Annotated in this window: 21 protein-coding genes; 12 read left to right on the forward strand and 9 right to left on the reverse strand. The window is 63.2% G+C overall.

What is annotated here, in order from left to right:
• Window positions 1-47: 47 nt before the first annotated feature.
• The gene (locus PRZ03_RS09555; RefSeq protein ID WP_273600103.1) at window positions 48-233 is read right to left on the reverse strand and encodes a type 2 periplasmic-binding domain-containing protein; all 186 of its coding nucleotides are present in this window, start codon (window positions 231-233) and stop codon (window positions 48-50) included.
• A 273-nt stretch (window positions 234-506) separates the two neighbouring features.
• Here PRZ03_RS09555 and PRZ03_RS09560 point away from each other — a divergent pair, with 273 nt between their 5' ends.
• Window positions 507-1,583: a PEP-CTERM sorting domain-containing protein gene (locus PRZ03_RS09560; RefSeq protein ID WP_273600104.1), complete on the forward strand. Its 1,077-nt coding sequence runs from the start codon at window positions 507-509 to the stop codon at window positions 1,581-1,583.
• 59 nt (window positions 1,584-1,642) lie between these two features.
• Here PRZ03_RS09560 and PRZ03_RS09565 read toward each other — a convergent pair whose 3' ends face one another.
• Window positions 1,643-2,572 carry a LysR family transcriptional regulator gene (locus tag PRZ03_RS09565; RefSeq protein ID WP_273600105.1) on the reverse strand — a complete coding sequence of 310 codons (930 nt, stop codon included), beginning with the start codon at window positions 2,570-2,572 and terminating at the stop codon, window positions 1,643-1,645.
• A 131-nt stretch (window positions 2,573-2,703) separates the two neighbouring features.
• Here PRZ03_RS09565 and PRZ03_RS09570 point away from each other — a divergent pair, with 131 nt between their 5' ends.
• The 3 genes from PRZ03_RS09570 (at window position 2,704) to PRZ03_RS09580 (ending at window position 5,037) form a co-directional block, all read left to right on the forward strand.
• On the forward strand, window positions 2,704-3,339 hold the full coding sequence (locus tag PRZ03_RS09570; protein WP_273600106.1) for an FMN-dependent NADH-azoreductase: 636 nt from the start codon (window positions 2,704-2,706) through the stop codon (window positions 3,337-3,339).
• Between the two features lie 32 nt (window positions 3,340-3,371).
• Window positions 3,372-4,238, forward strand: a complete 867-nt coding sequence (locus tag PRZ03_RS09575) for a pirin family protein (protein WP_273600107.1) — start codon at window positions 3,372-3,374, stop codon at window positions 4,236-4,238.
• Window positions 4,239-4,347: 109 nt separating this feature from the next.
• Entirely contained in the window at window positions 4,348-5,037 is a 690-nt protein-coding gene (locus PRZ03_RS09580) for a substrate-binding periplasmic protein (protein WP_273600108.1), read from the forward strand.
• Window positions 5,038-5,048: 11 nt separating this feature from the next.
• Here the strand turns inward: PRZ03_RS09580 and PRZ03_RS09585 are convergent, their stop codons facing one another.
• A complete protein-coding gene (locus PRZ03_RS09585) occupies window positions 5,049-7,463 on the reverse strand; it encodes a heavy metal translocating P-type ATPase (RefSeq protein WP_273600109.1) in 2,415 nt (804 codons plus the stop codon).
• A gap of 553 nt (window positions 7,464-8,016) precedes the next feature.
• Between PRZ03_RS09585 and PRZ03_RS09590 the strand changes: the two genes are divergently transcribed.
• A complete protein-coding gene (locus tag PRZ03_RS09590; protein WP_273600110.1) occupies window positions 8,017-8,979 on the forward strand; it encodes a hypothetical protein in 963 nt (320 codons plus the stop codon).
• A gap of 171 nt (window positions 8,980-9,150) precedes the next feature.
• Here the strand turns inward: PRZ03_RS09590 and PRZ03_RS09595 are convergent, their stop codons facing one another.
• On the reverse strand, window positions 9,151-9,951 hold the full coding sequence (locus tag PRZ03_RS09595) for a hypothetical protein (protein WP_273600111.1): 801 nt from the start codon (window positions 9,949-9,951) through the stop codon (window positions 9,151-9,153).
• Window positions 9,952-10,160: 209 nt separating this feature from the next.
• On the opposite strand from PRZ03_RS09595, the gene PRZ03_RS09600 reads away from it, so the two are divergent.
• The gene (locus tag PRZ03_RS09600; RefSeq protein WP_273600112.1) at window positions 10,161-10,355 is read left to right on the forward strand and encodes a heavy-metal-associated domain-containing protein; all 195 of its coding nucleotides are present in this window, start codon (window positions 10,161-10,163) and stop codon (window positions 10,353-10,355) included.
• A 25-nt stretch (window positions 10,356-10,380) separates the two neighbouring features.
• Here PRZ03_RS09600 and PRZ03_RS09605 read toward each other — a convergent pair whose 3' ends face one another.
• From PRZ03_RS09605 to PRZ03_RS09615, 3 genes are all read right to left on the reverse strand, one after another.
• On the reverse strand, window positions 10,381-12,549 hold the full coding sequence (locus PRZ03_RS09605) for a xanthine dehydrogenase family protein molybdopterin-binding subunit (RefSeq protein ID WP_273600113.1): 2,169 nt from the start codon (window positions 12,547-12,549) through the stop codon (window positions 10,381-10,383).
• The gene (locus tag PRZ03_RS09610) at window positions 12,546-13,013 is read right to left on the reverse strand and encodes a (2Fe-2S)-binding protein (RefSeq protein ID WP_263534742.1); all 468 of its coding nucleotides are present in this window, start codon (window positions 13,011-13,013) and stop codon (window positions 12,546-12,548) included. The genes PRZ03_RS09605 and PRZ03_RS09610 overlap by 4 nt, the downstream gene beginning before the upstream one ends.
• A 113-nt stretch (window positions 13,014-13,126) precedes the next feature.
• Window positions 13,127-13,720: a nuclear transport factor 2 family protein gene (locus PRZ03_RS09615; RefSeq protein ID WP_273600114.1), complete on the reverse strand. Its 594-nt coding sequence runs from the start codon at window positions 13,718-13,720 to the stop codon at window positions 13,127-13,129.
• Between the two features lie 202 nt (window positions 13,721-13,922).
• On the opposite strand from PRZ03_RS09615, the gene PRZ03_RS09620 reads away from it, so the two are divergent.
• Entirely contained in the window at window positions 13,923-15,113 is a 1,191-nt protein-coding gene (locus tag PRZ03_RS09620; protein ID WP_273600115.1) for a sensor histidine kinase, read from the forward strand.
• 7 nt (window positions 15,114-15,120) lie between these two features.
• Window positions 15,121-15,960 (forward strand): LytR/AlgR family response regulator transcription factor, encoded by an 840-nt coding sequence (locus tag PRZ03_RS09625; RefSeq protein ID WP_273600116.1) that lies wholly within the window; start codon window positions 15,121-15,123, stop codon window positions 15,958-15,960.
• A 10-nt stretch (window positions 15,961-15,970) separates the two neighbouring features.
• On the opposite strand, the gene PRZ03_RS09630 is transcribed toward PRZ03_RS09625, so the two are convergent.
• Window positions 15,971-18,949 (reverse strand): DUF349 domain-containing protein, encoded by a 2,979-nt coding sequence (locus PRZ03_RS09630; RefSeq protein WP_273600117.1) that lies wholly within the window; start codon window positions 18,947-18,949, stop codon window positions 15,971-15,973.
• 395 nt (window positions 18,950-19,344) lie between these two features.
• Between PRZ03_RS09630 and PRZ03_RS09635 the strand changes: the two genes are divergently transcribed.
• The 3 genes from PRZ03_RS09635 (at window position 19,345) to PRZ03_RS09645 (ending at window position 23,102) form a co-directional block, all read left to right on the forward strand.
• Window positions 19,345-19,821, forward strand: a complete 477-nt coding sequence (locus PRZ03_RS09635; RefSeq protein ID WP_273600118.1) for an excalibur calcium-binding domain-containing protein — start codon at window positions 19,345-19,347, stop codon at window positions 19,819-19,821.
• 204 nt (window positions 19,822-20,025) lie between these two features.
• Entirely contained in the window at window positions 20,026-20,817 is a 792-nt protein-coding gene (locus PRZ03_RS09640; protein WP_273600119.1) for a hypothetical protein, read from the forward strand.
• Window positions 20,814-23,102 carry an ATP-dependent DNA helicase gene (locus PRZ03_RS09645; RefSeq protein ID WP_273600120.1) on the forward strand — a complete coding sequence of 763 codons (2,289 nt, stop codon included), beginning with the start codon at window positions 20,814-20,816 and terminating at the stop codon, window positions 23,100-23,102. The genes PRZ03_RS09640 and PRZ03_RS09645 overlap by 4 nt, the downstream gene beginning before the upstream one ends.
• An 18-nt stretch (window positions 23,103-23,120) precedes the next feature.
• Here PRZ03_RS09645 and PRZ03_RS09650 read toward each other — a convergent pair whose 3' ends face one another.
• On the reverse strand, window positions 23,121-23,849 hold the full coding sequence (locus PRZ03_RS09650) for a TetR/AcrR family transcriptional regulator (protein WP_409993951.1): 729 nt from the start codon (window positions 23,847-23,849) through the stop codon (window positions 23,121-23,123).
• 152 nt (window positions 23,850-24,001) lie between these two features.
• Here PRZ03_RS09650 and PRZ03_RS09655 point away from each other — a divergent pair, with 152 nt between their 5' ends.
• Window positions 24,002-25,609: a carboxyl transferase domain-containing protein gene (locus PRZ03_RS09655; protein ID WP_273600121.1), complete on the forward strand. Its 1,608-nt coding sequence runs from the start codon at window positions 24,002-24,004 to the stop codon at window positions 25,607-25,609.
• The last annotated feature ends 4 nt before the right edge of the window (window positions 25,610-25,613 follow it).

Below are 25,613 nucleotides of genomic sequence, written 5' to 3' on the forward strand. Positions count from 1 at the left end.
AATTTTGCACTAGGCGACCCCGACTGTTTACGGACAGGTTCTAAGACTCAGTTCCGGGCTTGGCAATTCGATAGAGCAAGCGCCAATGCGTCCAGAAACACCCGGGTGCGCAAGGGCATCAAGCGTCGCTCAGGGAAGAATGCCCAGCAGGCGGCGGCAGGCAAGCACCAGTCGGGCAAGATGCGCAACAACTCGCCGCGAGCCACATAGTCTTGCGCGAAAAGCTCAGCCACTGCACCTTGCCAGCTTTGCGCCATCGCCGTTGTTGAACAAGGCGAGGCGGCGCGCGGCCAACTGGCTTTTTCACAAGCGGCTCGTCGTGGCTGTGGTCAGCGCAGTTCAGCAGTGGCAATTCGCGCCCTTGTCCACTGCACGCGAGGCGTCAATGGCCATTGCCTTTCAGGTCGAGTATCGACCCCCGCTCCCTAGTATTAGGGGCTGTTTATTGATGCTCGGCGGCTAATATATGGTTCGCCAAAATAACGAGTTAGCTGTGACTTATACCTTTGGCTTTCGCTCGACGAGGCGTCCGATTAAATAAAGAAGGTGTTGCCATGAAGTGTATGAATCGACTCACGTGCTCGGTGCTGATGGGGGCAGTGGCTGTGCTGGCCTTGCCCGTACAGGCTGTTGTTGCGCTTCCTTCGTACTACAAATATTCATACGTGCATGGAACATTGACCGACTTGAGTGCGGATCAAGTTGCGCAAGGTGTTCCGGGCAATATCTATGCTTTGCCGACCGTTTATGGCGACGGTTCGAGCGCGCAGTCATGGACTTCTGTCGGTGTGGAAGACTCTCAAGTCAAAGCGTTGACGCAGAATGGGGAGCACAAATACAGCTACAACGGCGAAGCGCAAATCGATGCAGGTTTTGGTCTGCATGCAAAGGTTCAAACGCTGACCAGTGATGCAGGTCGCAGCAGTGCGACGACCTTGTTTGGTAATGCGTTTGCAGGGTGGGGCGATCGCTGGTACGTCGCGCCAACTGCAGACCATCTGGAAAACTCCGCAGGCTTGTTGAATCTTCATCTGAGTTTGGATGGCCAATTGCTGTCCGATCGGCTGAGCGGCTCGACGCATCCCTATAACAACTTTGCGTCCTTGGTGGCGCTGGCTTACCGGTTGACGAATACCGGCGTAGCGTGGCAGGGCGCCGGTGGCGTCTATTTGGATGGTCAAACCGCTTGGCAGTTCAGCTCCCCCAGTTGGCATGATTGGAATCCCCCCATAACGGCCAAGCCGGTGGCACCGTTTGCAGGGGCCGGGGCAGTTGAAGTTGAAGTCTTGATGCCCTTCCTCTATGGGCAGGCCTTTTATCTTGAGCTGCAATTGAATCTTTTGGGCCAAGGCAACAGCACACTGGACTTCGGTCACACCGGCAAATTGACGGCGGTGGAGATGCTGCAAGGCACCAGCCTGGAAACCGGCTACGCCTCAGAAAACCCGAATGCGCCCGCGCTTTTTACGCAGCTGCAAACCAATAATCCGGTATTGAATCCGGTGCCTGAGCCCGCCTCGGCCTTGTTGCTATTGCTTGGCATCCCTGTGCTGTGGGCTGGCCTGAAGCGTAGGCATGAGTAGACCGAATTGAATTCTCTGCCGTTAGTCGTTTGCTGGGATAAAGAAACTCGGCGCGAGCTTCACGGCGATGATTGACCTGGGCAACTCGACAAGGCGAGCGCCACCGCTTCCAAGAACACCCGAGTGCGCAGCGGCATCAAGCGGCGCTCGGGGAACACGGCCCAGCAGGGTACCGGGGCCAGGCACCAGTCGGGCAGGATGCGCAGCAACTCGCCGCGAGCGACATAGTCCTGGGCGAAATGTTCGCCGACGGCGGTGATGCCGACGCCGGCGCAGGCCATCTTCAGCAGCAGATCAGGGGCGTTGACCAGGCTGCGTTGGCGCGGCATGCCCTGCCAGCTTTGCTCCGCGTCAGTGCCTTGACCTTTGTGTAAATGCCAAGGCATCGGTTCCCCGGATCGGCTCAAGATCATCAGCCCGTGCAGGTCTTCCAAGGCCGCGGGTAGCAAGGGCTCGCCGTGCGTGCGCACGTAGGCGGGCGAGGCATAGAGACCATTGCTGAACAGGGCCAGGCGGCGTGCCGCCAATTGGCTGTCCTCGGGCAATGGCCCCATGCGTACGGCCAGATCAATGCCCTCGGCAATCAGGTCGACGCGGCGTGGCGAGAGGTCCAGCGATAGCTGCACCTCCGGGTAGTCCAGCGCGAAGCGACTCAACATGTCGCTGAGGGCCAGATTGGCCAAGTCGCCCGGCATCGAGACCCGCAGTCGGCCACTGGGGCGTTGCTGGCGGTGCAGTGCCAGGGCCAGGGCGCCATCAACTTCGGCTGCCAAGGCTCGTGCGTGCTCCAGCACGCCGGCGCCAAATTCGGTCAGCGTCAGGCTGCGGGTGCTGCGCAGCAAGAGTTTCTCGCCGAGCCTGAGTTCCAGCGCGGCAAGCCGACGTGACACGGTTGATTTGGGCAGTTTCACCCGCTCGGCGGCGCGGCTGAAGCTGCCGGCATCGACCACGCGGGCAAACAGCAAGAGGTCGTCGGCGTCCAGACTCATCGCTTGATTGGGTTTGATTGGTGCATTGGTGGAACGATGTTATCCAATTTGAGGGCTTCCGTTGCATTGAGGCTATCAATACAGTGAGGCCATCGTCAAAACAAGACGCCACACACCGCAAAGGACTCGCCATGAACATTCTGCAAATCAACTCCAGTGCCCGCCGCCTGCAAGCCAGCGGAGAGGGTTCTGACTCGACTCGGCTGGCCAATGAACTGGCTGCGGGCTTGTTGCAGCAAAGCCCTGCCGAGGCGACAAAGCTTGAGGTCCTGGATCTGGCGCTGACGCCGCACCCGGCACTGGATGAGGCCGCCCTGCAGGCCATGTTCACGCCGGCCGAGCAGCGCAGCCCGGCGCAAGCCGAGCGCGTCGCGCTGGACATGGGCTTGGTGGAGCAGTTGCGCCGTGCCGATGTGTTGCTGCTGGCCGTGCCCATGATCAACTTCGGCGTGCCGGCGCTGCTGAAAAACTGGATCGATGCGGTGGCCAAGGCCGGCGTCACCTTCCGCTACACCGCAAACGGTCCCGAGGGCTTGCTGAGCGGCAAGAAAGTCTATGTGCTGCTGACGCGCGGCGGCATCTACCGTGATCAAGCTGCCGATACCATGGTGCCCTATCTGCGCACGGTGCTGGGCTTTTTGGGGCTGAGCGACATCAGCTTTGTCTATGCCGAGGGTTTGGCAATGGGCCCCGAGGCGGCGGCCCAGGGCTTGGCGGCGGCGCGCGGGCAGATTCAAGAACATATCGCCAGCCCCGTGCTGGCTTGATCCGAAGTTCCAAGAAAGAAGAGGCTGTTGCGATGAAACTCAATCCGATTGTTTTGCAAGCCCCCCGCGCTGTTGAGCGCCTGATCGCGGGCCAAGCCACCAGCGACGGCGCCGGCGTCAAGCTGACCCGTGTGCTGACGCAAAACCTGCAGCGCCGGCTCGACCCTTATCTGATGCTCGACGCCTTTGGCTCGGACAAGGCCGATGACTACATCGCCGGCTTCCCCGACCACCCGCACCGAGGTTTTGAGACCATCACCTATATGCTCGAAGGCCGCATGCGTCACCGTGACTCGGCCGGCAACGAAGGCTTGTTGGGCAATGGCGGTGTGCAGTGGATGACCGCCGGGCGCGGCGTCATCCACAGCGAGTTGCCCGAGCAGGAAGAGGGCCGCATGGAGGGCTTTCAGCTCTGGTTGAACCTGCCCAGCTTCGAGAAGATGCGCGAGCCCTGGTACCGCGACATTCCCTCGCCGCAGATCCCCGAGTTCGAAGTGGATGGGGTCAAGGTGCGGGTGATCGCCGGTGCGAGCCATGGCGTAGCCGGCGCGGTGCAGCGCGAGCACACCGAGCCGCTGTATCTGGACCTGCATCTGCAGCCGGGTGCGCGCTTCAGCCAGCTCTTGCCCGACACGCATAACGTCTTTGTCTATGTGTACCGGGGTGAGCTGGCCTTTGCGGGCGAGGTGCAGGTGCCGCAGCAGCGCATGGCCATCTTGGCTAATACGCCGGGCTGCGACGGGCTGAGCTTCACGGCCGGCGCGGCGGGTGCGCGGGCGATTCTGGTGGCCGGCAAGCCCTTGGGCGAGCCGATCGCGCAGCACGGCCCTTTCGTGATGAACACGCAGGCCGAGTTGATCCAAGCGGTGCGTGACTTCCAGGCCGGCGTTTTGGCCTGAAGAATTTTGCCTTCAATGCCGGCTCGCGAGGGTGCAGCGGGTATCCTCGCGGCCTGTGTGGTTTCATGGGGCTATTGCCTTGCCGGCGTCTTTGCGCAATGCGTTTTTTTTGAGCATCTCCCTCGCTTGGGGCCCTTTGCCGGCCTGGGCGGAGCCATTGCGCTTTGTTGTCGACACCAGCGTGTCATTGCCCTATGCCAAGTTTGAGAAGGGTGAGCTCAAGTCCGGCCTCAGCCACCAACTTGGCCTTGATCTCGCCAAGCGCTTGGGCCGGGAGGCGGTGTTTGTGCCTGTCGCACGCAAACGCATCACCGCTGCCTTGGAGCGCGGTCAGGCCGACCTGATCTGCGGTTACGCCAGTGCCTGGTTGCCGGGGCCGTTTCAGTGGAGTCAGCCGGTCGCGCAGCATTTTGAATTGTTGATCACGCGCGCCGATATGCCGCCGCCGCAGCGCCTGGAGGACTTGGCCGGCCAGGCGATCGGGACGATTGCAGGCTTCCGCTACGTGACGCTGGAGCGCCAGCTGGGCCTGAAATTCAGCCGTGATGATGGCCCCGATGCCGAGGCGCTGCTGCGTCGCCTGGCGGCCAAGCGCGTAGCGCATGCGATCGTCAGCCGCAGCTATCTGGACTACCAGCGTCAGGTCTTGGGCTTTGATTTGGCGCTGCATCCGCCCTTGCTGCTGGAAAAAACCGATCTTCGTTGTGCCTTGTCGCTCAAGAGCGCCTTGCCCTTAAAGCAGCTGGACGAGGCTTTGCAGGCCATGCACAAGGATGGCTCCCTGCATATTCAGCATTAGGATGAGTCATTTCAAGCCCGCCAGCGCTTGAGTAGCAAGGCATTGCTGACCACCGACACGCTGGACAAGGCCATCGCCGCGCCGGCAATCACCGGGTTCAAGAAGCCGAAGGCCGCCAGCGGAATGCCGATCACGTTGTAGGCAAAGGCCCAGAACAGGTTTTGTCGAATCTTGGCGACGGTGCGGCGCGACAGATCAATCGCCTGCGCTACCAGGGCCGGGTCACCGTGCATCAGCGTGATGCCTGCGGCCGCCATCGCCACGTCGGTGCCGGTCGACATAGCCAGGCCCACATCGGCGGCGGCCAGGGCCGGCGCGTCGTTGATACCGTCGCCGACCATGGCAACGCGTTCTTGGTCGGTGTTTTTCAGTTCTGCCACGATACGTGCCTTGTCTTCGGGCAGCACCTCGGCGCGTACCTCGGAGATGCCCAGTTGGCTGGCGACCAGGGCCGCGCTGCCTGCGTTGTCGCCGCTGAGCATCACGCAGCGCAGGCCCATCTGATGCAGCGCCTGCACGGCGGCTGCTGCTGTCGGTTTGATGTTGTCGCCAAAGGCCAGCAAGCCCAGCAGACGCGGGCTGCTGGACACCTCGGCCAGCCAGGACACCGTGCGGCCTTGCGCTTGCAGGCTGTCTGCCAGCGTCTGCAAGGCCTCGGTCGACACGCCTAACTCCTGCATAAAGCGGCTGCTGCCGAGGCGAAGATCCAGCGAGCTCAGGTCTTGTTCTTTCAGCCGGGCCGCTACTCCCCGGCCCGCCACGGCGCGCATCTCAGTGCTCGGGGGAACCACGATGTTCTGCGCCGCAGCCGCAGTGCCGACCGCGCGGGCCAGCGGGTGTTCGCTGCCGGCTTGCACGGCCGCCGCCCAGCGCAAAAGCTGCGCCGGCTCCACGCCATCGGCCGCATGCAGGGCCAGCAGCTCGGGCTTGCCGACCGTCAGCGTGCCGGTCTTGTCAAAAGCCACGACAGTCAGCTTGGCCGCCAGCTCCAGCGCCTCGGCATCCTTGATCAAAATGCCGTGGCGGGCCGCAACGCCGGTGCCGGCCATGATGGCGGTCGGCGTGGCCAGGCCTAAAGCGCAGGGGCAGGCAATCACCAAGACGGCGACGGCGTTCAGCAGCGCCTGCTCCCAATTGCCTTGCAGCAGCCCCCAGCCCAGCAAGGTGAGCAGGGCCAAGCCGATCACCACCGGCACAAAGACGGCGCTGACCTGGTCGACCAGGCGCTGAATCGGCGCCTTCTTGGCCTGCGCGGATTCGACCATGCGCACGATGCGTGACAAGGTGGACTCCGCGCCCAGCGCGCTCACGCGCAGCAAAAGCAAGCCCTCGCCATTGACGGCGCCGCCGACGACCTTGTCGTGTACGGCCTTTGCGACGGCCAGGCTCTCGCCGGTGATCAGCGACTCATCGACATGCGAGGCGCCTTCCAGCACCTCGCCGTCCACCGGGATGCGCTCGCCCGGCCGCACCACCACCTCGTCGCCCAAGCGCAGCTGGCCCAGCGGCAGCTCGATGTCCTCGCCGTCGCGGCGCACGCGGGCGGTATCGGGCTGCAGCTTTTTGAGCGCACGAATGGCCTCGGTGGTCTGCCGCTTGGCCCGCGCTTCCAGCCATTTGCCCAGCAAGACCAGGGTGATGACCACGGCCGCCGATTCAAAGTAGAGCTGCATGCTTTGCGGCCCGCGCAGCCACAGCTCGTAGACCGACAAGGCAAAAGCCGCGCTGGTGCCCAGGGCGACGAGCAAATCCATATTGCCGCTGCCGGCCCGCAGCGCCGCCCAGCCGGCCTTGTAAAAGCGCGCGCCCAGCCAGAACTGCACCGGCACGGTCAAGGCGAGCTGCCAGTAGCCGTTCAGCATCCAATGCTGACCCAGCAGCATGCCGGCCATGGGCAGCACAAGCGGTGCGCTCAGCAGCGCGGCGATCAATACCGGCCAGCCGCTGTGCTGCCAGCTCGGCTTGGGCGGAGAGGCGGCGCTTTCGGCATCCACCAAGCGCGCCTCATAGCCGGCCTTGGCGATGGCCGCGATCAGCGCTTGCGGCTCAACGGTGCTGAGCATGCGCACGCTGGCCGCCTCGGTGGCCAGATTGACCTCGGCCGACAAGACGCCGGGCTGCTTGAGCAGTGCCCGCTCGACCCGCCCGACGCAGGAAGCGCAAGTCATGCCGCTGATTTGCAGGCTCAGGCTTTGTTCCGGCAGGCTGTAACCGGCCGCCTCGACGGCGGCGCGCAGCAGCGGCAGCGTGATCTCGGCGGAGCCGCTGACGCTGGCCGTCTCGGTCGCCAAGTTGACTTCAGCGCTGCTGACGCCGGGCACGCGCAGCAAGGCCTTCTCCACCCGCTTTACGCAGGAGGCGCAGGTCATGCCGGCGATGGGGATTGTGAGGGACTGGATGTTCGAGGTCTTCGAGGGATTCATCATGACTGGATACTAAGGCTTGGCATGATGAGCAGGGCAAGTTCCGCTCGATTCACAGGCTGGTCCGCTTCGGCTGATTTGTCTTCCCCGCACCATGCCGGGAGTTCGCCCCGGCGGGCGACCTTCTTTCTTGGGCGGCCAAGAAAGAAGGCAAAGAAGCCGCCCCTGCCGCATGGCCCTTCGGGTCCGCTGTGGTGCTCAGGTTCGCCGGGCCGCGCCCAACTCACTTCGCTACGCTGCGTTCAAACAAGGGGCGCGAATTCAGTCTTTGAAGTCGCTACGCGACGCCCGGCAAACCTTCCGCTCCTCGCCCATGCAGAAGGGGAATGCGAAAGAACTCGACTCGCTGCGCGTCGCCTCGAACGGTGCTGCGCTGCACAGGTCGATGGTTTGAGGGGCGGGGCCTGCCTTAACATTCAAAACCTGACCCCGAGTCTGTGATGCATTTTCAACTTGGATGGAGCTGACTTGTATGTTCGCAAGGTTCAAACCTGACGTTCGCACGGTAGGTTTTATAGCATTCACAAGCTTGATGGTCGCGGCCTATACCGCAGCTATGAAGGGTCCATGGTTGGTGCCCGGCGGGCCGCTGCCGAGTTGGACGATGGCCGTCGACCTGCTTCTTGTCCTGCCTCTGGCTTGGCTGCTGCTGAAGCCGCGCGACTGGCGCGCCCGCTGGCCTGTATCACTGGGTCTGGCAGGTGCGGGCTTCCTGCTGGGTCGTTGGCTCGCGCCTAACGGAGATCCGTTGTGGGCATTGCTGGGCGACGTGCGCTGGCTGCTTCTGGGCTTGGTAGTCATGGCCGAGCTATGGTTGTTGAGCGGTTTGATCCGCCAAGTTTGGCGGGCTCGACAGGAGGGGAACGCCGAGGTCGTTGCAGCTCAGGAAGTCCATCGGGTGTTTGGTGAGGGCATCACAGGCCGCCTTATGCAGCTGGAATCACGCTTGTGGGTGTATGCGCTGATGCGGCGCCCTGCCGCTGCACCATTCCCTGGCGATCAGCACTTTGGTGTGCACCGGCAGCACGGCAATGCGAGCAACCAGATCGGCTTTGTCATCGTTATGGGAGCCGAGTTACCTATCATGCATGTTTTGCTGCACTTGGCCTTTGACGCAACCGTCGCCTGGGTGGTGACTGCTATCAGTGCCTACGGCTGGCTTTATCTTTGGGCAGAGTACCGCGCTACCCGCTTGCGTCCAGTCAGCTTAGACGCACAACTGTTGCACTTGCGTTATGGTCTATTGATCGATGCCACTGTGCCGCTCAAAGCGGTGCAGGGCGTTGAGCTGCTAGCGCCGCGAGTACCAATTCCGCGTGCCACGCGGCGCCTGCGCCTGGAGGGTATGGGGCGCGCTAACGTGCGCCTGCGCTTGCAAGCTGGCACCAGCGTGCGCTTGCCCTGGGGTGAGCGTGATACAGACGAGATTGTGCTTGGCGTTGACGAGCCCGAGCGCTTCATGCGGGCCGTCAGCGGGGCCCTGAACACTCCAGATGCGGGCATTCAGGGCTCGGTCTAAATTTGAGCCAAGACCTCGAAACCTGCACGGCTGACGCCAGACACGCGCAGCAAGGCTTTTCCACCCGCTTTACTGCTGCTGTTGCTGCTTCTGCTTCTGCTGATGATCATCGGGCTTCGATTCTGGCCTCAGCCATGAGGGTCGGGCAGGGCTGAGCTGAATTGAGTCGATCTAAGCGCCGCGCCCCCAAAAGAATTGGGTCAACACCCGCTCACCGCCGGGCAGGCCCTTGATGGTGAAGGATACAGGGCTGAGTTCAAACAAGATACCGCCGCTGCCACAGAAGGTGCTGCCCATTGGCGTCGGCTGCTTGATGACGCGATAGACCGCCACGCCGTCGAGTTCGGCCGTTTGCTGGCCCTTGAACAGCTCTTTGGCTTCGTCGGCTTTGATGTTCATGCGGGCGAGCTTCTCGCCACTGATATGGCCCCAGAAGTTGCCGATCTCGCCGAAGTCAAAGACCTCCAACTTGCCGCTGATCTCACGGCGGAAGCAACTGGCGATGGGGAAGGGCCAGTCCCGGTGGCCGCTGCCGCTGGGTCTGATGGCGGCGCTTTTCAGATGGGCGAAGACCGGGCCGATCACCAGCGTCTCGTTGTCAAAGGAGTAGGAGCTGCGGTCGGTCTTGAACTTGACCTGCGCGCTGACCAGCGGCGGCAGTGGCTGCGGCGCGCCCAGGGGCTTCAAGCGCTCTTGCAGTTGCTTCTCGAAGCGTTGCTTGAACTCTTGAATAGCGAAGGGGTCGCGGTAGTTAATGCCGATCTGCTCCCACACCAGTTGCGAGCCGATCTGGCTTTGATAGGCGTTGCGCAGCATGCGCTCGGTGGCGGCTTTGCCAATGTACTGCTCGTGCTGTGCGTAAAGCTGTTCGAGGTCAAGCGGGGCGGGCTCGGCGGCGGCAGCCGTAGCGGCGGTGGTGACGCTGAGCGCGGCAAGCAGGGTGCTGAGGATCCAGTGACGGTGGAATTTCATGGGGCGAGAGAGGTCAATACAGGGGAGGTCATCAGTGTAGTGGCGGCCTTTGATCCGCTACAGCTGATTTGGTGTACCTGCACGATGCCGGGCCGAACTCCCGGCATCGTGCCTGGCGACCACGTCAGCCATACTGGCAAATCCTGACCCTCACACGCTGATCCCTCGCCGGTTTATGCTCAGTCCTGCTCAACCCAAAAGTCCCCACCATGTACGAATTCAAACTCCCCGATATGACTTGCGGCCATTGCGTGGCCGCCATCACCAAGTTGGTGGCGACCGTGGATGCCGAGGCCAAGCCCTTGTTTGACCGCGAGGCGAAAGTCTTGCGGGTCGAAAGCGAAAAAGGCCGCGACGTCTTCGTCGCGGCCTTGACAGAAGAGGGCTACCCGCCCGCTGTTTAAGGTTTGAGGCTTAAGGCTTCAGGCCTCAAACACGCTTTAACGCCGTCGTATCAATCGGCAGTTTGCGCACCCGCACGCCGGTAGCGGCAAAGATGGCGTTGGTCAGCGCCGGTGCCAGCGGCGGCGTGCCGGGTTCGCCGATGCCGCCGGGTGCCTCTTTGCTCGGCACGATATGCACTTCCACCTTGGGCATCTCGCTCATGCGTACGACCGGGTAGTCATGGAAGTTGCTCTGCTCGACGCGGCCGTCTTTGTGCGTGATCTTGCCGTACAGCGCCGCTGACAGCCCATAGCAAATCGCGCTTTCGATCTGGTGCACGATGGTCAAGGGGTTGACCGTCATGCCGCAGTCAACGGCTGCGACGACGCGGTGCACCTTGGGTGTGCCGTCTTTGGCGATCGAGATCTCGGCCACCTCGGCCACATAACTGCCGAAGCTCTCGGCTACCGCAATGCCGCGGAAGATGCCCTTTGGCGCAGGCTTGCCCCAGCCCGCTTTTGCCGCAGCCAACTCCAGCACGCCGCGCAGACGTGGCTGCTTAGAGAGCATCTGCAAGCGGAACTGCAGCGGGTCGGCTTTTGCCGCATGAGCCAACTCATCGACAAAGCTCTCCAGGAAGAAAGCATTTTGCGAATGCCCGACCGAGCGCCAGAACCAGACCTGCGGGCCGGGCTCGGCCTGCCCATAGGCAATGCGTTGATTGGCGATGTCGTAGTGATGATCGGCCAGGCCCTCGACCGCCATGGCGTCCACGCCGCTTTCCGGCAGTTTCATGAAGCCGGAGCCGGCCATGATGGAGGGCGAGCCGATGTCGGCGCGCAAGAGGCTGACACGGCCCTTGTCATCGAGCGCGCCTTCAAACTTGACCACCGAGGCGGGGCGATAAAAGCCCGCCGCCATATCGTCTTCGCGCTCATAGATCAGCTTGACCGGGTGGCCGCTGAGCTTGGACAAGAGCGTGGCGCTGATGGTGAAGTCATGCGCAAAACGGCGCCCGAAGCCGCCGCCCAGCAAAGTGGTGTTGACCTGCACCTTGTCGGTCGGCACGCCGGCTATCTTTGCGACGATTTGCTGCGTCGGCCCCTGGCCCTGGGTGCCTACCCACACCGTGGCCGCGCCGTCGCGCACCCAGGCGGTGCAGTTGAGCGGCTCCATGCAGGCGTGGGCCAGATAGGGCACCTCGTAGCTGGCCGACAGTTGTTGCGCGGAGTTGGCGGCGGCGTCTTTGAGATTGCCACTGTCCACCGCCACGGCGCTGGCTTTGCCGGCTGCATCCGACAGCATGGCTGAGACTTTGTCGGTAGACAGATCGGCGCCAAGGCCGGCCCCCAAATCCCACTGCACATTGAGGGCCGCGCGGCCCTTTTTCGCGGCCCAAAAGCCCTTGGCCAAGACGGCCACGCCGTTGTCCAGCGCGATCACATGCTGAACGCCCTTGACCGCGCGCGCCGCCGCTTCGTCGCTGCTCTTGACCTTGGCACCAGCCACTGGCGCGCGCGCCATCACGGCCACCAGCAAGCCGTCCAGATGGGTGTCTATGCCGAACTGGGCCGAACCGTTGACCTTGGCTGCACTGTCGAGGCGGCGGGTGGGCTTACCCAGGATCTTGAAGTCCTTGCTGTCCTTCAACTTGGGCGAGGCCGGCACGGCTTGTTGGGCCGCGCTTTCCACCAGCGCACCGTAGGAGAGCTTTTTGCCGCCGGGGCCGATCACATGGCCGCGCTCGGTGCGCAGCGCGGCCGCATCGACCTTCCAGGCCTGCGCCGCAGCTGCCACCAGCATCTCGCGGGCCGCCGCACCTGCCTGGCGCAGCGGCGTCCAATGCGCACGCACGGTGGTGCTGCCGCCGGTGCCTTGCATGCCGAACAGCGGGTTGTTGAAGGCTGTGTCGGCAGGGGCTTGCTCAACGCCGACCAGCGCCCAATCGGCGTCCAATTCCTCGGCCACCATCATCGGGATGGCAGTCAGTACGCCCTGGCCCATTTCGGATGAGCCGCAGAGCACGGTGACGCGGTTATCGGGCGTGATGCGCAGCCAGGCACTCGGCGCAAAGGTGTTGCTGACGGATTGGGCCAGTGCACGCTTGCTCGCCAAGGGCAGCGCGAAAGACAGCATCAAGGCGCCGCCGGCACTGCTCTTGAGGAAGCCCCGACGGGAAGTTTGCGGCAGTGTTGAGGTGGTATCCATCTTCATGCGCCTTTCTTCAGCGTGGCGGAGGCATCGTGGATGGCGGCGCGCACCTGGTTGTAAGTGCCGCAGCGGCAGATATTGCCGCTCATGGCTTGGTCGATGTCGGCGTCACTGGGCGACTTCTTGGCCGCCAGCAGCGCGCAAGCACTCATGATCTGGCCGCTTTGGCAGTAGCCGCATTGCGGCACATCGATCTTGACCCAGGCGGCTTGCACCACCTTGCCGGTCTTGCTGGCGCTGATGCCTTCGATCGTGGTGACCTTTTTGCCAACCGCCGCAGACAGCGGGGTGGAACAGGCGCGTACCGGCTGGCCATCCAAATGCACGGTGCAGGCACCGCACAAGCCCATGCCGCAGCCAAACTTGGAGCCAGTCAGTTGCAGGTCTTCACGCAAGGCCCACAGCAGCGGCATATCGGGGTCGGCGTCCACGCTGGCGGGTTTGCCGTTGACGTTGAGATTGATCATCGTGAGTCCTTGCGAATGCAAATAGTGAGGCTTGGCCGCGCACTTGGCTCTTGGCACTTGGCTCTGGGCATGTGCGCGGCAGATGCCCGCTGCGCAGCATACACAGAGTTCTCTCAGTTTGCTTGCGCTTGGGCCGCTGCCCGCCCTGGGCCTTGACTTCTCTTCTGGGCGAGACTCGCTGCGTCGACATAGGGCTGCAGATCGCCCATCTCCAGGTGCTCGACCACCAAGCAATGCTTGACTTGAATGGCAATGACGAGCGGTATCACGCTGCGCACGACCGGCTGCCCAGGTGGCGCAAAACTCCAGTCCGAAACGCCGATGAAGACTGCCTGTTCGCCCGCGAAAAAGCTGCGTTCGAGTTTGAAGCTGTGCGTTTCGATATAGGGGTAGGTGGCTTTGAAGTAGCCGATCAGCCGGCTCTTGCCTTCTTGCCCCAGTTCACCAAAGACGAGCTTGGCGCTCGGGTCCCGAAAGCTGATCTGCTCGTCCATCATCTCGCCAAGGTGCACCCAGTCTTGCTGAATATAGGTGTGCAGATAGGCCTCGGCAATCGCCTTTGTCTTGGCCGAGGCGGACTGGTAGTCCGGCCTTGTCGGGCTATGGGCGGTCTGCGGCTCCTGCGCCGCTTGGGTCGGCACAGTCAGGCTGGCGAGTAGGCTCAGGCCGAGGATCAGCTTGGGCAGGAAGTTGTGTCGTCGTTGCATGGTCAAGTGAGCTTGGGATGGCTGGCGAAGCGGTCACTGTGGCGCGAAGTCGGGCCGCAAGTGAAGGGTTTGGGATGAAACACCGGCCCCGAGCCAGCGAGCCCAGGCGCCTGCCGGCGGACTGGTAGTCAGATCGAATAAAGTGCTTGCACCAGCACTTGCCTGGCGGCTTTCATCACGCCCGGCTGAACATCTCCCGACCATGTCTATCGCTGCTCACATGGCTGCCCACACGGCTGCCCACACCTCTGTCCTTGCAGCATTGCCCGAAGCGGATGAAGCGGCGAAGGCGAAAGTGGCCACGCGTGGCATGCTGCTTGGCAAAGCGGTGCATGGCCTTTTGGTGTGCACCGGCTTGTGGCTGTTGATCTGGTTGTTGATGGCCCTGGCGCAAACGGCAGATGCCGCCAACACGGGGCGCACCAGCCTGAGCCTGCTGCAGGTGCTGCGGCTCAGCCTGTCGGCCTTTCCGCCCTATATCCTGTTCAGCTGGGTTTTGTTCCTGCATGCTTGGCGCCGGCCGCAGCAGTGGGCCAGCCCGGAGAAGCAAATACGCGTGTTCATGGTCAGCATGTCGCTGTTCGCGCTGTTGTGGCTGAGTTACTTTTGGCTTTTGGAGCTGCTGCGCGAGGGCGCGCTGCCGGATGCATGGTGGGCCCTGGTGCTGCGGAACCGGTGGTATTCGCTTTTCTATGATCTTGTGCTGGCGGGTGGCGCCTTCTCGGTGCAGGCCTTTGTGATTTCTAAGGCCAATGCCCGGGCGCGCGAGGCCGCCCGGCAACGCGAGCAGTCCGACCATTTGCGCTTGCGCTTGCTCTTGTTGCAAGGGCAGCTGGAGCCGCATTTCTTGTTCAATGCCTTGAACAGCATCTCGGCCCTGGTGCGCGCCGCCGATCGCGGCATGGCCCTGACGGCCTTGACCCGTGTCAGTGAATTGCTGCGTTATGCGCTGCGGGCCAGCAAGACCGAGTGGGTCTCGGTGCAAGATGAAATGAACTTCACGCGCGACTATTTGCAGTTGCAAAGCCTGCGCTATGGAGAAAGTTTGTCCGTGCAATGGCAAATCGATGAGGCGGCCTGGGAGCGGGTCGCTTGCCCGCCCTTGATGTTTCAGCCGCTGGTAGAGAACGCCATTCACCATGGGCTGGAGGCATGCGACGGTGAAGGTCTTGTCGCCTTGAGTCTGAGGCCGGACGGCGACGGGCTGCGCCTGACGCTGCGCAATCCCGTCGGCGCCGAGGCCCCGCGGCAGCGTGGCCACGGCCTTGGGCTGTCGGCGACCCGCGAGCGTCTACAGCTGCTGTACGGAGATGCAGCCCGACTGCTGACCCGGCAAGAAGCGGGCAGATTCACGACCGAATTGATCCTGCCCTGGCGAGAGCTGCCGGAGTAGCCGCCCTATGAGTATTCGAAAATGGACCGCCCTGGTGGTGGACGACGAGGCCCTGGCGCGACGCAATCTGCAGTTGGCGCTGGCTGAGCATCCCAATTGGCATGCGGCGGAGCTCTGCGCAAGTGCCGCCGAGGCCCGCGTGGCCATGGCCGGGCGCGATTTTGATTTGCTCTTGCTGGACATTCAAATGCCGCGCCAAAACGGGCTGAGCTTTGCAGCCGAATTGTGCGATGGCCCCCATCCGCCTTTGCTGGTTTTTGTGACCGCCTATGACGAACATGCGCTGGCGGCCTTTGACGTGTTTGCGCTGGACTATCTGCTCAAGCCTTTTGATGACCAGCGCTTCGCTGCCATGCTGGCCCGTGTTGAACAGATGCTGACGCTCAAGCAAGGTGCAGCCTCTGCGCAGGCCCAAGCCCAAACCCAAGCCCAAGGGCAGGCGCTGAGTGGCTTTTTGCATGAGCAGCGCAGCTTGGCGGGGGGCGAGGCTATTCCCGCTCTGAGCTTCTTGAATGTTCGCTCGGTGGGCATGCTCGAGCGTATTGCGGTGGCTGATATCGAGTGGATCAGTGCCGCGGGCAACTATGTGGAGCTGCATCTGCGCGCGGCTGAGGGGGGCAACAACAGGCCGCGCGTGGTGCTGCACCGCGCGACCTTGACCGCCCTGGAGCAGCGCTTGCCCCGCCAGCAATTCATGCGGGTGCACCGCACGGCCCTGCTGCGCCCCGAAGCGCTTGCGCGCCTGGAAGTCAGCGGCGACGCCTGCTACGAAGCCACCTTGCGCAGCGCCGACAAAGTGCCGGTCAGCGAGCGCTATGTGAAGCAGCTGCGGGCTTTGTTGGGCTAATCCTTAGATATCAATCTACCTTCAAGCTGACGCCCAAAGTCCCCGCAGGCGCTTGTGCCAAGGCCTTGATCAAGCCGTGCAGGCGTTCGGTCTGCGCGGCCGAGCAATTGCTGGCTCGCAGGGCCTCGCGCAGCCAGGCGGCTTGTTGCTGAGCGCCTTGCAGTGCGGCCCCGCGCCCTTCGAGCGCGTCTTTCAGGGCCTTGAGTTTGAGCTGTCGGCGGGCGGCCTGCATCTCGGCCGAGGCCGGCAGATCCAAGGCGGCTTCGAGTTGCAGCAAGATCTCGTCGAGCTCGGCCGTTGCGGGCAAGCGCTGCTTCAGCGCTTGCTCCCAGTCATCCGGCAGAGCCGGCAAGGCGGAAAATCGCTGTGCAAACTCGGCCTCGTCCGGTGCTGACTGAGTAGATTCTTTCGCTTCGCACAGCTTGAGCTTGGCGTCCAATGCTTCACATTGAGCTTGCCAGATCATTTGGCTGCGCCCGTCAAGAATTTGCAGCGCCGCCGCATGGGCCGCTTGCAAGCGGGCATCCAGGCCTGCCGCCAGCCCGCGCGGCAACTCACCGCCTTGGCGCCAGCTGCGGTCCACCTCGGCCAGGGTGCGTCGAATCTCGGCGTCAGGCGTGGCGACCGTCAGCGCGTCCAGCCTTGCCAGCAAGGCCTCATAAGCGGCGAGCGTGCCGGCCAGCTCGGCATCGCGCGCATCAAATGCGGCCGAGCGCTGAGCGAAGACGGCGTCGGTAGCGGCCTTGAAGCGCGCCCACAAATCGTTCTCGCTGCCGCGTGCCAGCGGCAGGCTGCGAGCTTGGCTTTGCCATTCGGCCTGCAGATCGCGCACACGCTGCGTGACGTCGCGCAGCTGAGGGTTTTGCTGCAGTTCTTGCAGCAAGCCCTCGGCCTGCTTGATCAGCTGCTCGCGCTGTGCCTCGGCGCTGCGGCGGGCTTGTTGCAAGGGCGCTTCGAGGCGCTCCAGGCTGGCGCGCTGGCGTTGCAGCAGCGCTTCGCGCTTGGACATCGGGACGGTGTGCTCCACCGGCCCGAGCTGGCGCCAGGCGAGCTGAAAGGCCGACAGCGCCCGCAGGCATTCTTTCCAATAGTGGGCGGCGCTTTCACCGGCCAAGGCTGCGAAGCCGGCCTCGGGGGCGGCGAAGCCGTCCAGTTCGGTCAAGAGCTGTTCGCGGCTGGCCAGATTGGCTTCGCGGGCCAGCTTCAAGTCGGCCAACTGTGCGGCCACTGGCTCATTGGCCGTTTGCAAGGCCGCATCAAAGCGTGGCCACAGGGCATGGCCCGCGCCGGCGCTGAGGCGGTCCACCTCTTTCCAGCGCTTGCGCAGGTCTTGAATCGCCTCGCGCTGCGCTTTCAGATTGAGCTTGGCCGGCTTGCTGGCCGGCGGCGCTGCTTGAACGTCGGTCGTTGGCTCAGTCGGGGCGGGGGTGTCTTCAGAGCTGCTGGCTTCGGCAGGCTCCGTTGGCTCTGCAGCAAGCAGGGCAGCAGGCACGGCAGCAGGTGGGGCGGCCGCCAAAGTGGCCTGTGCTAGGCTTTCGGCCTCGGCCACCAGGGCGTCGAGCGCGAGGGCGCCGCCCCATTGCTCCCAGTCGCGCAGGCGGCTGCGCTCGGCCAGCAGGGCGTGGTGGCGCTCGCGCAAGCCCTCATCCAGCGAGGCGGGCTTGATGCCCGTCAGTCCGGCATCAATCTGCTGCAGCAAGGCCTGCATATCGCTGAGCAGACCGGCCGCTTGCGCCGCTTCTGCTTGCGCCAGCAGGCTTGCAAACTGTTGTGCTTGCTCTGGCGTCGCGTCGTTCAGCTGTGCGGCTTGCTTGCGGGCGGGTTTGGCGCGCGCCGGTGCGGCTGTGGCCTCGCTGGCTTGCGCTGAGGTTTCGGCGGGCCGCTGAGCGCGCTGCTGGGCTTGGCGCCACTGCTCAAAGCGCTGCGTCAGCACGCGCGCTAGGGCGGCATCGGCCATCGATGCCAAGGCCTGCCATTGCTGGCTGGGCGAAGCGGCGGGTGGCTCGGCTGGGGTGGCCACATCGGCGGTTTCTGCAGCCGGCTCGCTTGCCGGCTTGATCGCTGCGGCATACAAACTCGCCAAGCAGGCCAGCCGCGCTTCGATTTGCTCACTGCTGAGCAAGGCGCTGGCCAGTTGGGGCAGCAGCTCAGTGCAGGGGGCGGCGTGGGCGTCGGGGCAACGCGCTTGCAGCGTTTGCAAGGCTTGGGTGTGCGGGCCGGCGCTCAACTCGCCGCTCAAGCCGGTGGCTGCGGCTTGTTCGGCGGCCGCTTGCCAGTCACTCAAGGCCTGACGGGCATCAACGGACCAACGCAGCACCTGCTGAGCCAACTCGCTGCGTTGGCGCAAATTGTGGTTCAGCGCTTCGCTCAAGCCACGGAACTGCGCAATCTGCGCGGGCTCCAGCAGTTCGGGGTCGAGTGCTTGCCAATCGCGGTCCAGGCTGCTCAGCTGATTGACGGGCAAATCGGTCTCGGCCTGCAGGGCTTGGGCGCTGGCGATCAGGGTTCGAGCGCGTGTGCGTGCTTCGCGCTGGGCGACGGAGGCCTCAAACCGGGTTTTGGCGGCGCGGTGCAAGCGCTTGTCTTGATTGCGGAATTCGCGCTCTGCTTGCTTCAAAGTGGTTTCGCCCTGCAGTGCGTTGATGGCGGCCAGCTTGATGTCCAGCACCGGCGCGGCCACGGCAAGAGCCAGCAAAGCGGCGTCATCGCCTAGCGCGGCCTGCAGGCGGGGCGCCCAGTCCGCTTGCGCGGCGGCTAATTGTTGAGCCTTCTCGCTGGCTTTCTGAGCAGCCTTCTGGCTTGCTGCTTGAGCGGTCTTCTGGGCCGCTTTTTGGGCGGCCTGTGGTGAGGCTTGTTCGGTGGCTTTGCGTGAGGCCGTGGTGGCCTTGGCCGGGGCGGCGGTGCGCCCAAATTTCTTAAAAATCCAGCTCAGCATGTGGTCGCGGCGCAAGTCGCCGGTCAGTTTGTGGGTTTGTCTTCGGGCACGCATCCTGCGCGCCGCCGCCCGGAGTGTAGGCGGGCGGGCGTTTGGGCTTGGCAGCGGGTGGGCCGGCTGGACGAGACGCGCCGCGCTTGCGAGCCGCTTGGGCACAACGGGTCTCCCTCTGTGCCCGCTTGTTTTGATCCCCTGCATCCCCTCCATCCTGGCCAAGAATTTTTCTAGCCTCACAAAAAGGCGCGTATCGAGCCTGACCTTGCCGCGTGTAACGTTGGTGAAATCAAAACCAAGAAATTGAGCCGGGATGGAGGGGATGCAGGGGATGGAAGAGATCGGTAGGGATTTTCAAGGCCTTAGGCCGCAGCTTTAGATGCGCCGGGATGACTAGAAATGCGAGATTACATTTACGGTTTGAGCATCGAGCTTGATGCAAATTGACTCATCGAATGTACAAATTTCTTGCCTTCATCACTCTGCTTGTCGTTCTGTTGACGCCCTTGGCGCTGGATGCTGCGACGCCTGTTTTCAAGTGCAGCCAGAAGGGTTCGGTCACCTACCAAAGCGATCCTTGCCCTGTTGATGGTCCGCGAACGGTGCCGACGGTGGAGCAGCTCAACGCGGAACGGCTGAAGATGAAGCAGCAGCAAGAGACCGCCAGCAAACTCTCAGGTTCTGTGGCAAGTGAACACAAAGGACTGGTATCAGCGCGGCCCGGCGCACCATCCAGCTCCCAGACCTCGCAAGCCAAGGAGCCGCAGCCGTCGGCGCCGGCGGCTCAATCAAACCGAAGGTGTGATGGGCGCCAGTACTGCTCGCAAATGAGCTCTTGCGAGGAGGCCAAGTTCTTTCTCAAGCATTGTCCAGGCGTCAAGATGGACGGTGATGGCGATGGAATTCCTTGCGAAGATCAATGGTGCCGCTAGCAATGTGAGCCCAAAACGCAAAGGTCGCTCATCTGTCGGGTGAGAATTTGACGTTGACGCAAGCCAATTGCAGCGGCGCCAGCCCTTTCAAACAAGATCAAACCCTCTGCGACTGGCGCTCAGTCTGTGTCACTGTAAACTTATACAGTGATTGTTCAGCCCACCTTCAGCCTGATTCCTAAGCGCCAGCACCTGACTCGCCTGATGAAAATTTGGGCGGCGGGGGCTTGTTGGCCCGTTCGCGACGGGGTGGAGCTTGACCTGGTGGCGGCCGGTTGGGTGGCGCTGACTTCAGCCCAGACGGGACATCAGGGCCATGAAACGCTGCGCTTGACCGAACTGGGCGTGCATTGCTTGGCCGAAGCTCGCCGACTCAACCGGCGCGCCTTGAGCGCGCATGACGCTTTGGCGGCGCGGATGACGCGTGAGCTGCTGCTGGCCGGGCGGGTGGTGTGGCGCGAGTTGTCATTGCGTGCGCAGGGGCAAGGGCAGGGTGAAGGTGAGGCCGGCGCTGAAGCGCAAGGCCAGCACGACCCCGATGCGGAGTTCCTGCTGGCACCCCAGACCCTGGCCGCAGCTGTGCCTAAGCCGCAGTGGCGGGTGGCGCGGCCGGATGTGTTCTCGGTGCGTAACACCTCGGTCGAGGACTATCTGCAGCCGGTGGTGCATGAGATCAAGGTCAGCCGGGCCGATTTGCTGTCGGATCTGCGCCATGCGGCCAAGCGCGATGCTTATCAATGGCTGTGCAGCGAGTGCTATTACGTCTTCCCGGTCGGCGTGGCCGAGGCGGCGGAGATCCCCGAGGCGTTTGGCGTTTGGGTGCTGCACGGCGCCGTCGAAGATGGCCGTTTGGAGTTGCTGCGCCCGGCCCGCCACAAGCCTTGCAAGCTGCCGTTTGCGGTTTGGCTGGCGCTGGCCAAGGCGACGCCGGCGCGGCTGGAGGAAGATCCGGCGCAGCGTCAGTTGGCCTCGTCCAGCGAAGGCGACACGACTTGAAGCCTTACACGGTAGCGGTGCGGGCGCTGTGCGAGTTCACCACCAAACAAGGTGATTTGGACCTGCGCTTCACGCCCGCACCCTGCGCGCAAGAAGGCATTGAAGGCCACGCCCTGGTGGCCTCCAGGCGCCCGGCGCACTACCAGGCCGAGCTGGCCTTGAGCGGGCAATACCAAGACTTGCTGGTGCGCGGGCGCGCCGATGGTTTTGATGCGCAGCTGGGCCGGCTGGAGGAGGTCAAGACCTTCAAAGGGAAAATCGAGCGCATCCCGGAGAACCATCGCCTGCTGCATTGGGCCCAGCTGAAGGTTTACGGCGCGATGCTGTGCCGGGCGCAGGGCTTGGCCGAGGTCGAGCTGGCGCTGGTGTATTTCAATATCGGCTCGCAGCAAGAAACGCTGCTGTGCGAGCGCCACGCGGCCGCCGATTTGCAGGTCTTTTTCGAGACGCTTTGTGGGCGCTTTCTGGCCTGGGCTCAGCAGGAGCTGGCCCATCGCGGCCAGCGTGACGAGGCGCTGTCGGCCTTGGCCTTCCCGCATAGCGACTTCCGCCCCGGTCAGCGTGATTTGTCCACTGCGGTTTATCGCGCGGCCCAAACCGGCCGCTGCCTGATGGCCCAAGCGCCCACCGGCATCGGCAAGACGGTGGGCACGATCTTTCCGCTCCTGAAGGCTTGCCCCGGTCAGCAACTGGACAAGGTGTTTTTCCTCACTGCCAAGTCGGCCGGCCGAGGCTTGGCGCTGGAGGCCTTGCATCTGCTCAAGAAGAGCGTCAGCAAGCTGCCCTTGCGGGCGCTGGAGTTGGTGGCGCGGGACAAGGCTTGCGAGCACCCGGACAAGGCCTGCCACGGCGAGTCTTGCCCGCTGGCGCAGGGCTTTTATGATCGGCTGGGTGCGGCGCGGGAGGCTGCCGTAACGTTTTCAACCGACGGTCTGCTCGACCGTGGCGCCCTGCGTGAAGTCGCGCTGGCGCACAGCGTTTGCCCCTACTACCTGAGCCAGGAGTTGGTGCGCTGGAGCGATGTGGTGGTGGGGGACTACAACTACTACTTCGATGTCAGCGCCTTGCTGCACGGCCTGACGCAGGCCAATCAGTGGCGGGTGGCGGTCTTGGTGGATGAGGCCCACAACCTGGTCGAGCGCGGCCGCAAGATGTACACGGCCGAGCTGGATCAGACCAGCTTGCGGGCGGCAAGGCTGGCGGCGCCGCCGGCCTTGAAGAAGGCTCTGGACCGGCTGCACCGGCAATGGAATGAGCTGAACAAAGCCCAGCTCTCGCCCTATCAGGTGCTGGACGGCTTGCCGCTGAAGTTTGTCGCTCATCTGCAGTTGCTGAATTCGGCGCTGGCCGACTACCAGGCCGAGCATCCCACCGAGGTCAATGCGGCGCTGCAAGGTTTTTACTTCGAGGCGCTGCATTTCACCCGCATGGCCGAGTTGTTCGGCCCACATTCTTTGTGTGACTTGAGCAAGGCTGATACCGGGCTGGCACGAGCTGGCTCGGTGCTGTGTTTGCGCAATGTGCTGCCGGCGCCCTTTCTCGGGCCCAGGTTCACGGCGGCGCGCACGACGATTTTGTTCTCGGCCACCTTGCAGCCCATGGCGTACTTTGCCGACATCCTGGGCCTGCCCGCCGACACCGCTTGGGTCGATGTGGCCGCGCCTTTTGAAGCCAAGCAGTTGCAGGTGTCGGTGGCGGCGCATATCTCCACCCGCTACCAGCAGCGCCAGGCCTCCTTGCCGGCGATTGTCGAATTGATGGCGCGGCAGTTTGAGGCGCAGCCCGGCAACTACCTGGCTTTCTTCAGCAGCCACGACTACTTGCAAGAGGCGGCCGCCTTGTTTGAATCCCTGCATGGGCAGATATCGATCAGCAAGCAGACGCGGCGCATGACGGAGCAAGAGCAGCAAGCATTTTTGAGTCGCTTGACGCCCGACAGCCTAGGCATCGCTTTCGTGGTGCTGGGCGGCTCGTTTGGCGAGGCGGTCGATCTGCCCGGCAAGCGCTTGATAGGCGCCTTCATTGCCACGCTGGGCTTGCCGCAGGTGAATCCGGTCAACGAGCAAATCAAGCTGCGCCTGGACCAGTTGATGGGTGGCGGCGCCGGCTACAACTACACTTATTTCTACCCCGGCTTGCAAAAAGTCGTGCAGGCGGCTGGCCGGGTGATACGCACCGTCAGCGATCAAGGGGTGCTTCATCTGATGGACGACCGTTTCGGCCGCCGCGAGGTGCAGGCTTTGTTGCCGAGGTGGTGGCAGGTGGCGCCGGGAGGGCGCAGCTAGTTAGGAACTGGCTGCGTTTCAGCCTTGCGCCAAAGCGGCCGCCAGCTCCGTGCGCATGCGGCGCAGGCCCAGCAGCTCTTGATCGGGGGCTTGCAGCGCTGGCCAGAGCAGGGCGACCAGATCGCGGGCACTGCTGTCGATGTCGATCTGGCGCCCGCCAATGACAACCTCCCACAAGATATGCTCCATCGGCCCAAAGACCAGCGAGCGCAACAGGCGCAAGGGGATGTCCGCACGTACCTCGCCGCTGGCCTGGCCGCGCGCCAGCAAATCCATCAAGGGCGCGGTGTAGCGGCGCTGCAGCGCGACAAAGGGCTCACTCAGCTCTTGGCCCGATTCACCCTTGGTGCGCCCCTCCGACAGCACCAAGGCGCACAGCCCCGTGCCCTGGATCAGGAATAGGCGCAGATGGGTGTGGACCATGAACTCCAGCTGTTCGCGCACCGTCGCCTTGAGTGGCAAGCCTGTCTCGATGGCGTCGATGATTTCGTCATACCAGTCGCCAATCACCCGCATGCACAACTCGCGCTTACTGCGAAAGTAGGTGAATACGGTGGCCTCCGAGATGCCCAGGCGCTGTGCAATCTCGGTGGTGGTGGCGCGTTCGTAGCCGCGCTCGGAGAATACTTCTCGCCCCACGCGCAAAATATCGCGTACCCGCTGTTCGGCCTTGGCGCTGGCAGGCGAGCGGCGTTGGGGTGCTTTGATGGGGCTGGGAATGGTGGTCACGGGCGCTATTTTGCGCATTAATTGAGTAAAGCTCAAGTCTTGCTTGCATCAAGCATCACTCTGACCTATTCTTCGGGCCTCGCGTGTCGGCTCGGCCGATCGTGAGCTATTTTTGTGAAATTTGTGAGTTGCACTCAGAAAACCGGGTGCCATCGCTTTCAGGAGGCTCCATGCCCGTTCTCAGCAGCAAGCTCAATGCCCGTTCCGCAGACTTCAAATCCAACGCCGCCACCATGCGTGGTCTGCTGGATGATCTGAACAGCCGGTTGGAGCAGATTGCCCAGGGCGGCGGCGAAGCGGCGCGGGCCAAGCACATCGCGCGCGGCAAGTTGCTGCCACGCGACCGGGTCGAAATGCTCTTGGACCCTGGCACGCCGTTTCTGGAGTTGGCTCCGCTGGCCGGCCTCAATATGTATGACAACGCAGCTCCCGGTGGCGGCATCATCGCCGGCATCGGCCGCGTGGCCGGCGTGGACTGCATGATCGTCTGCAATGATGCGACGGTGAAGGGTGGCACTTATTACCCCATCACCGTCAAAAAGCATTTGCGCGCGCAGGAGATCGCCGCGCAAAACCGCCTACCCTGCGTCTATCTGGTCGACTCGGGCGGCGCGAATTTGCCCAATCAGGATGATGTGTTCCCGGACCGTGATCATTTCGGTCGCATCTTCTTCAATCAGGCCAATTTGTCGGCCGCCGGCATCCCGCAGATCGCCGTCGTGATGGGCTCCTGCACGGCAGGTGGCGCCTATGTGCCGGCGATGAGCGATGAGACCATCATTGTCAAGAATCAGGGCACGATCTTCCTGGGCGGCCCGCCTCTGGTGAAGGCGGCCACCGGCGAAGTGGTGACGGCGGAAGATTTGGGCGGCGGCGATGTGCACACGCGTCTGTCCGGCGTGGCCGACCATCTGGCCAATAACGACACCCATGCGCTGGCGATCGCGCGCCAAGCCGTGGCTGGCTTGAATTGGCGCAAGGACTCGCAACTCTTGATGCAGGCACCGCGCGCGCCCTTGTTTGATGCCGAAGAATTGCACGGGGTGATCCCTACCGACACACGCAAGCCCTTTGATGTGCGCGAGGTGATCGCCCGCGTCGTGGACGGGTCCGAGTTCGAGGAATTCAAGGCTCGTTACGGCGCCACCTTGGTCTGCGGCTTTGCCCATATCGAGGGCATGCCGGTCGGCATCGTTGCCAACAACGGCATCTTGTTCACCGAGAGCGCCAACAAGGGTGCGCATTTCATCGAGCTGTGCTGCCAGCGCAAAATCCCTTTGGTCTTTTTGCAGAACATCACCGGCTTCATGGTCGGGCGCAAATACGAGAACGAGGGCATTGCGCGCGCTGGCGCCAAGATGGTGACGGCGGTCGCCTGCGCCCAGGTGCCCAAATTCACCATCATCATCGGCGGCAGCTTTGGCGCCGGCAATTACGGCATGTGCGGCCGCGCCTTCTCGCCGCGCTTCTTGTGGATGTGGCCCAACGCGCGCATCTCGGTGATGGGCGGCGAGCAGGCCGCTTCGGTGCTGGCCACGGTCAAGCGCGACGGCATTGAGGGCAAGGGCGGCAGCTGGACGGCCGATGAAGAAGAAGCCTTCAAGGCGCCGATCCGCCAGCAATACGAAGACCAGGGGCATCCCTATTACGCGTCGGCCCGGCTGTGGGACGACGGCGTGATCGACCCGGCAGACACGCGCCGAGTTTTGGCTCTGGGCTTGAGTGCTGCACTGAATGCGCCGATTGCCGAGACCAAGTTTGGTGTCTTCCGGATGTGATGTG

Origin of the sequence: Roseateles albus, from assembly GCF_028595345.1 — a bacterium.
GTDB classification, from domain to species: Bacteria; Pseudomonadota; Gammaproteobacteria; order Burkholderiales; family Burkholderiaceae_C; genus Paucibacter_A; species Paucibacter_A albus.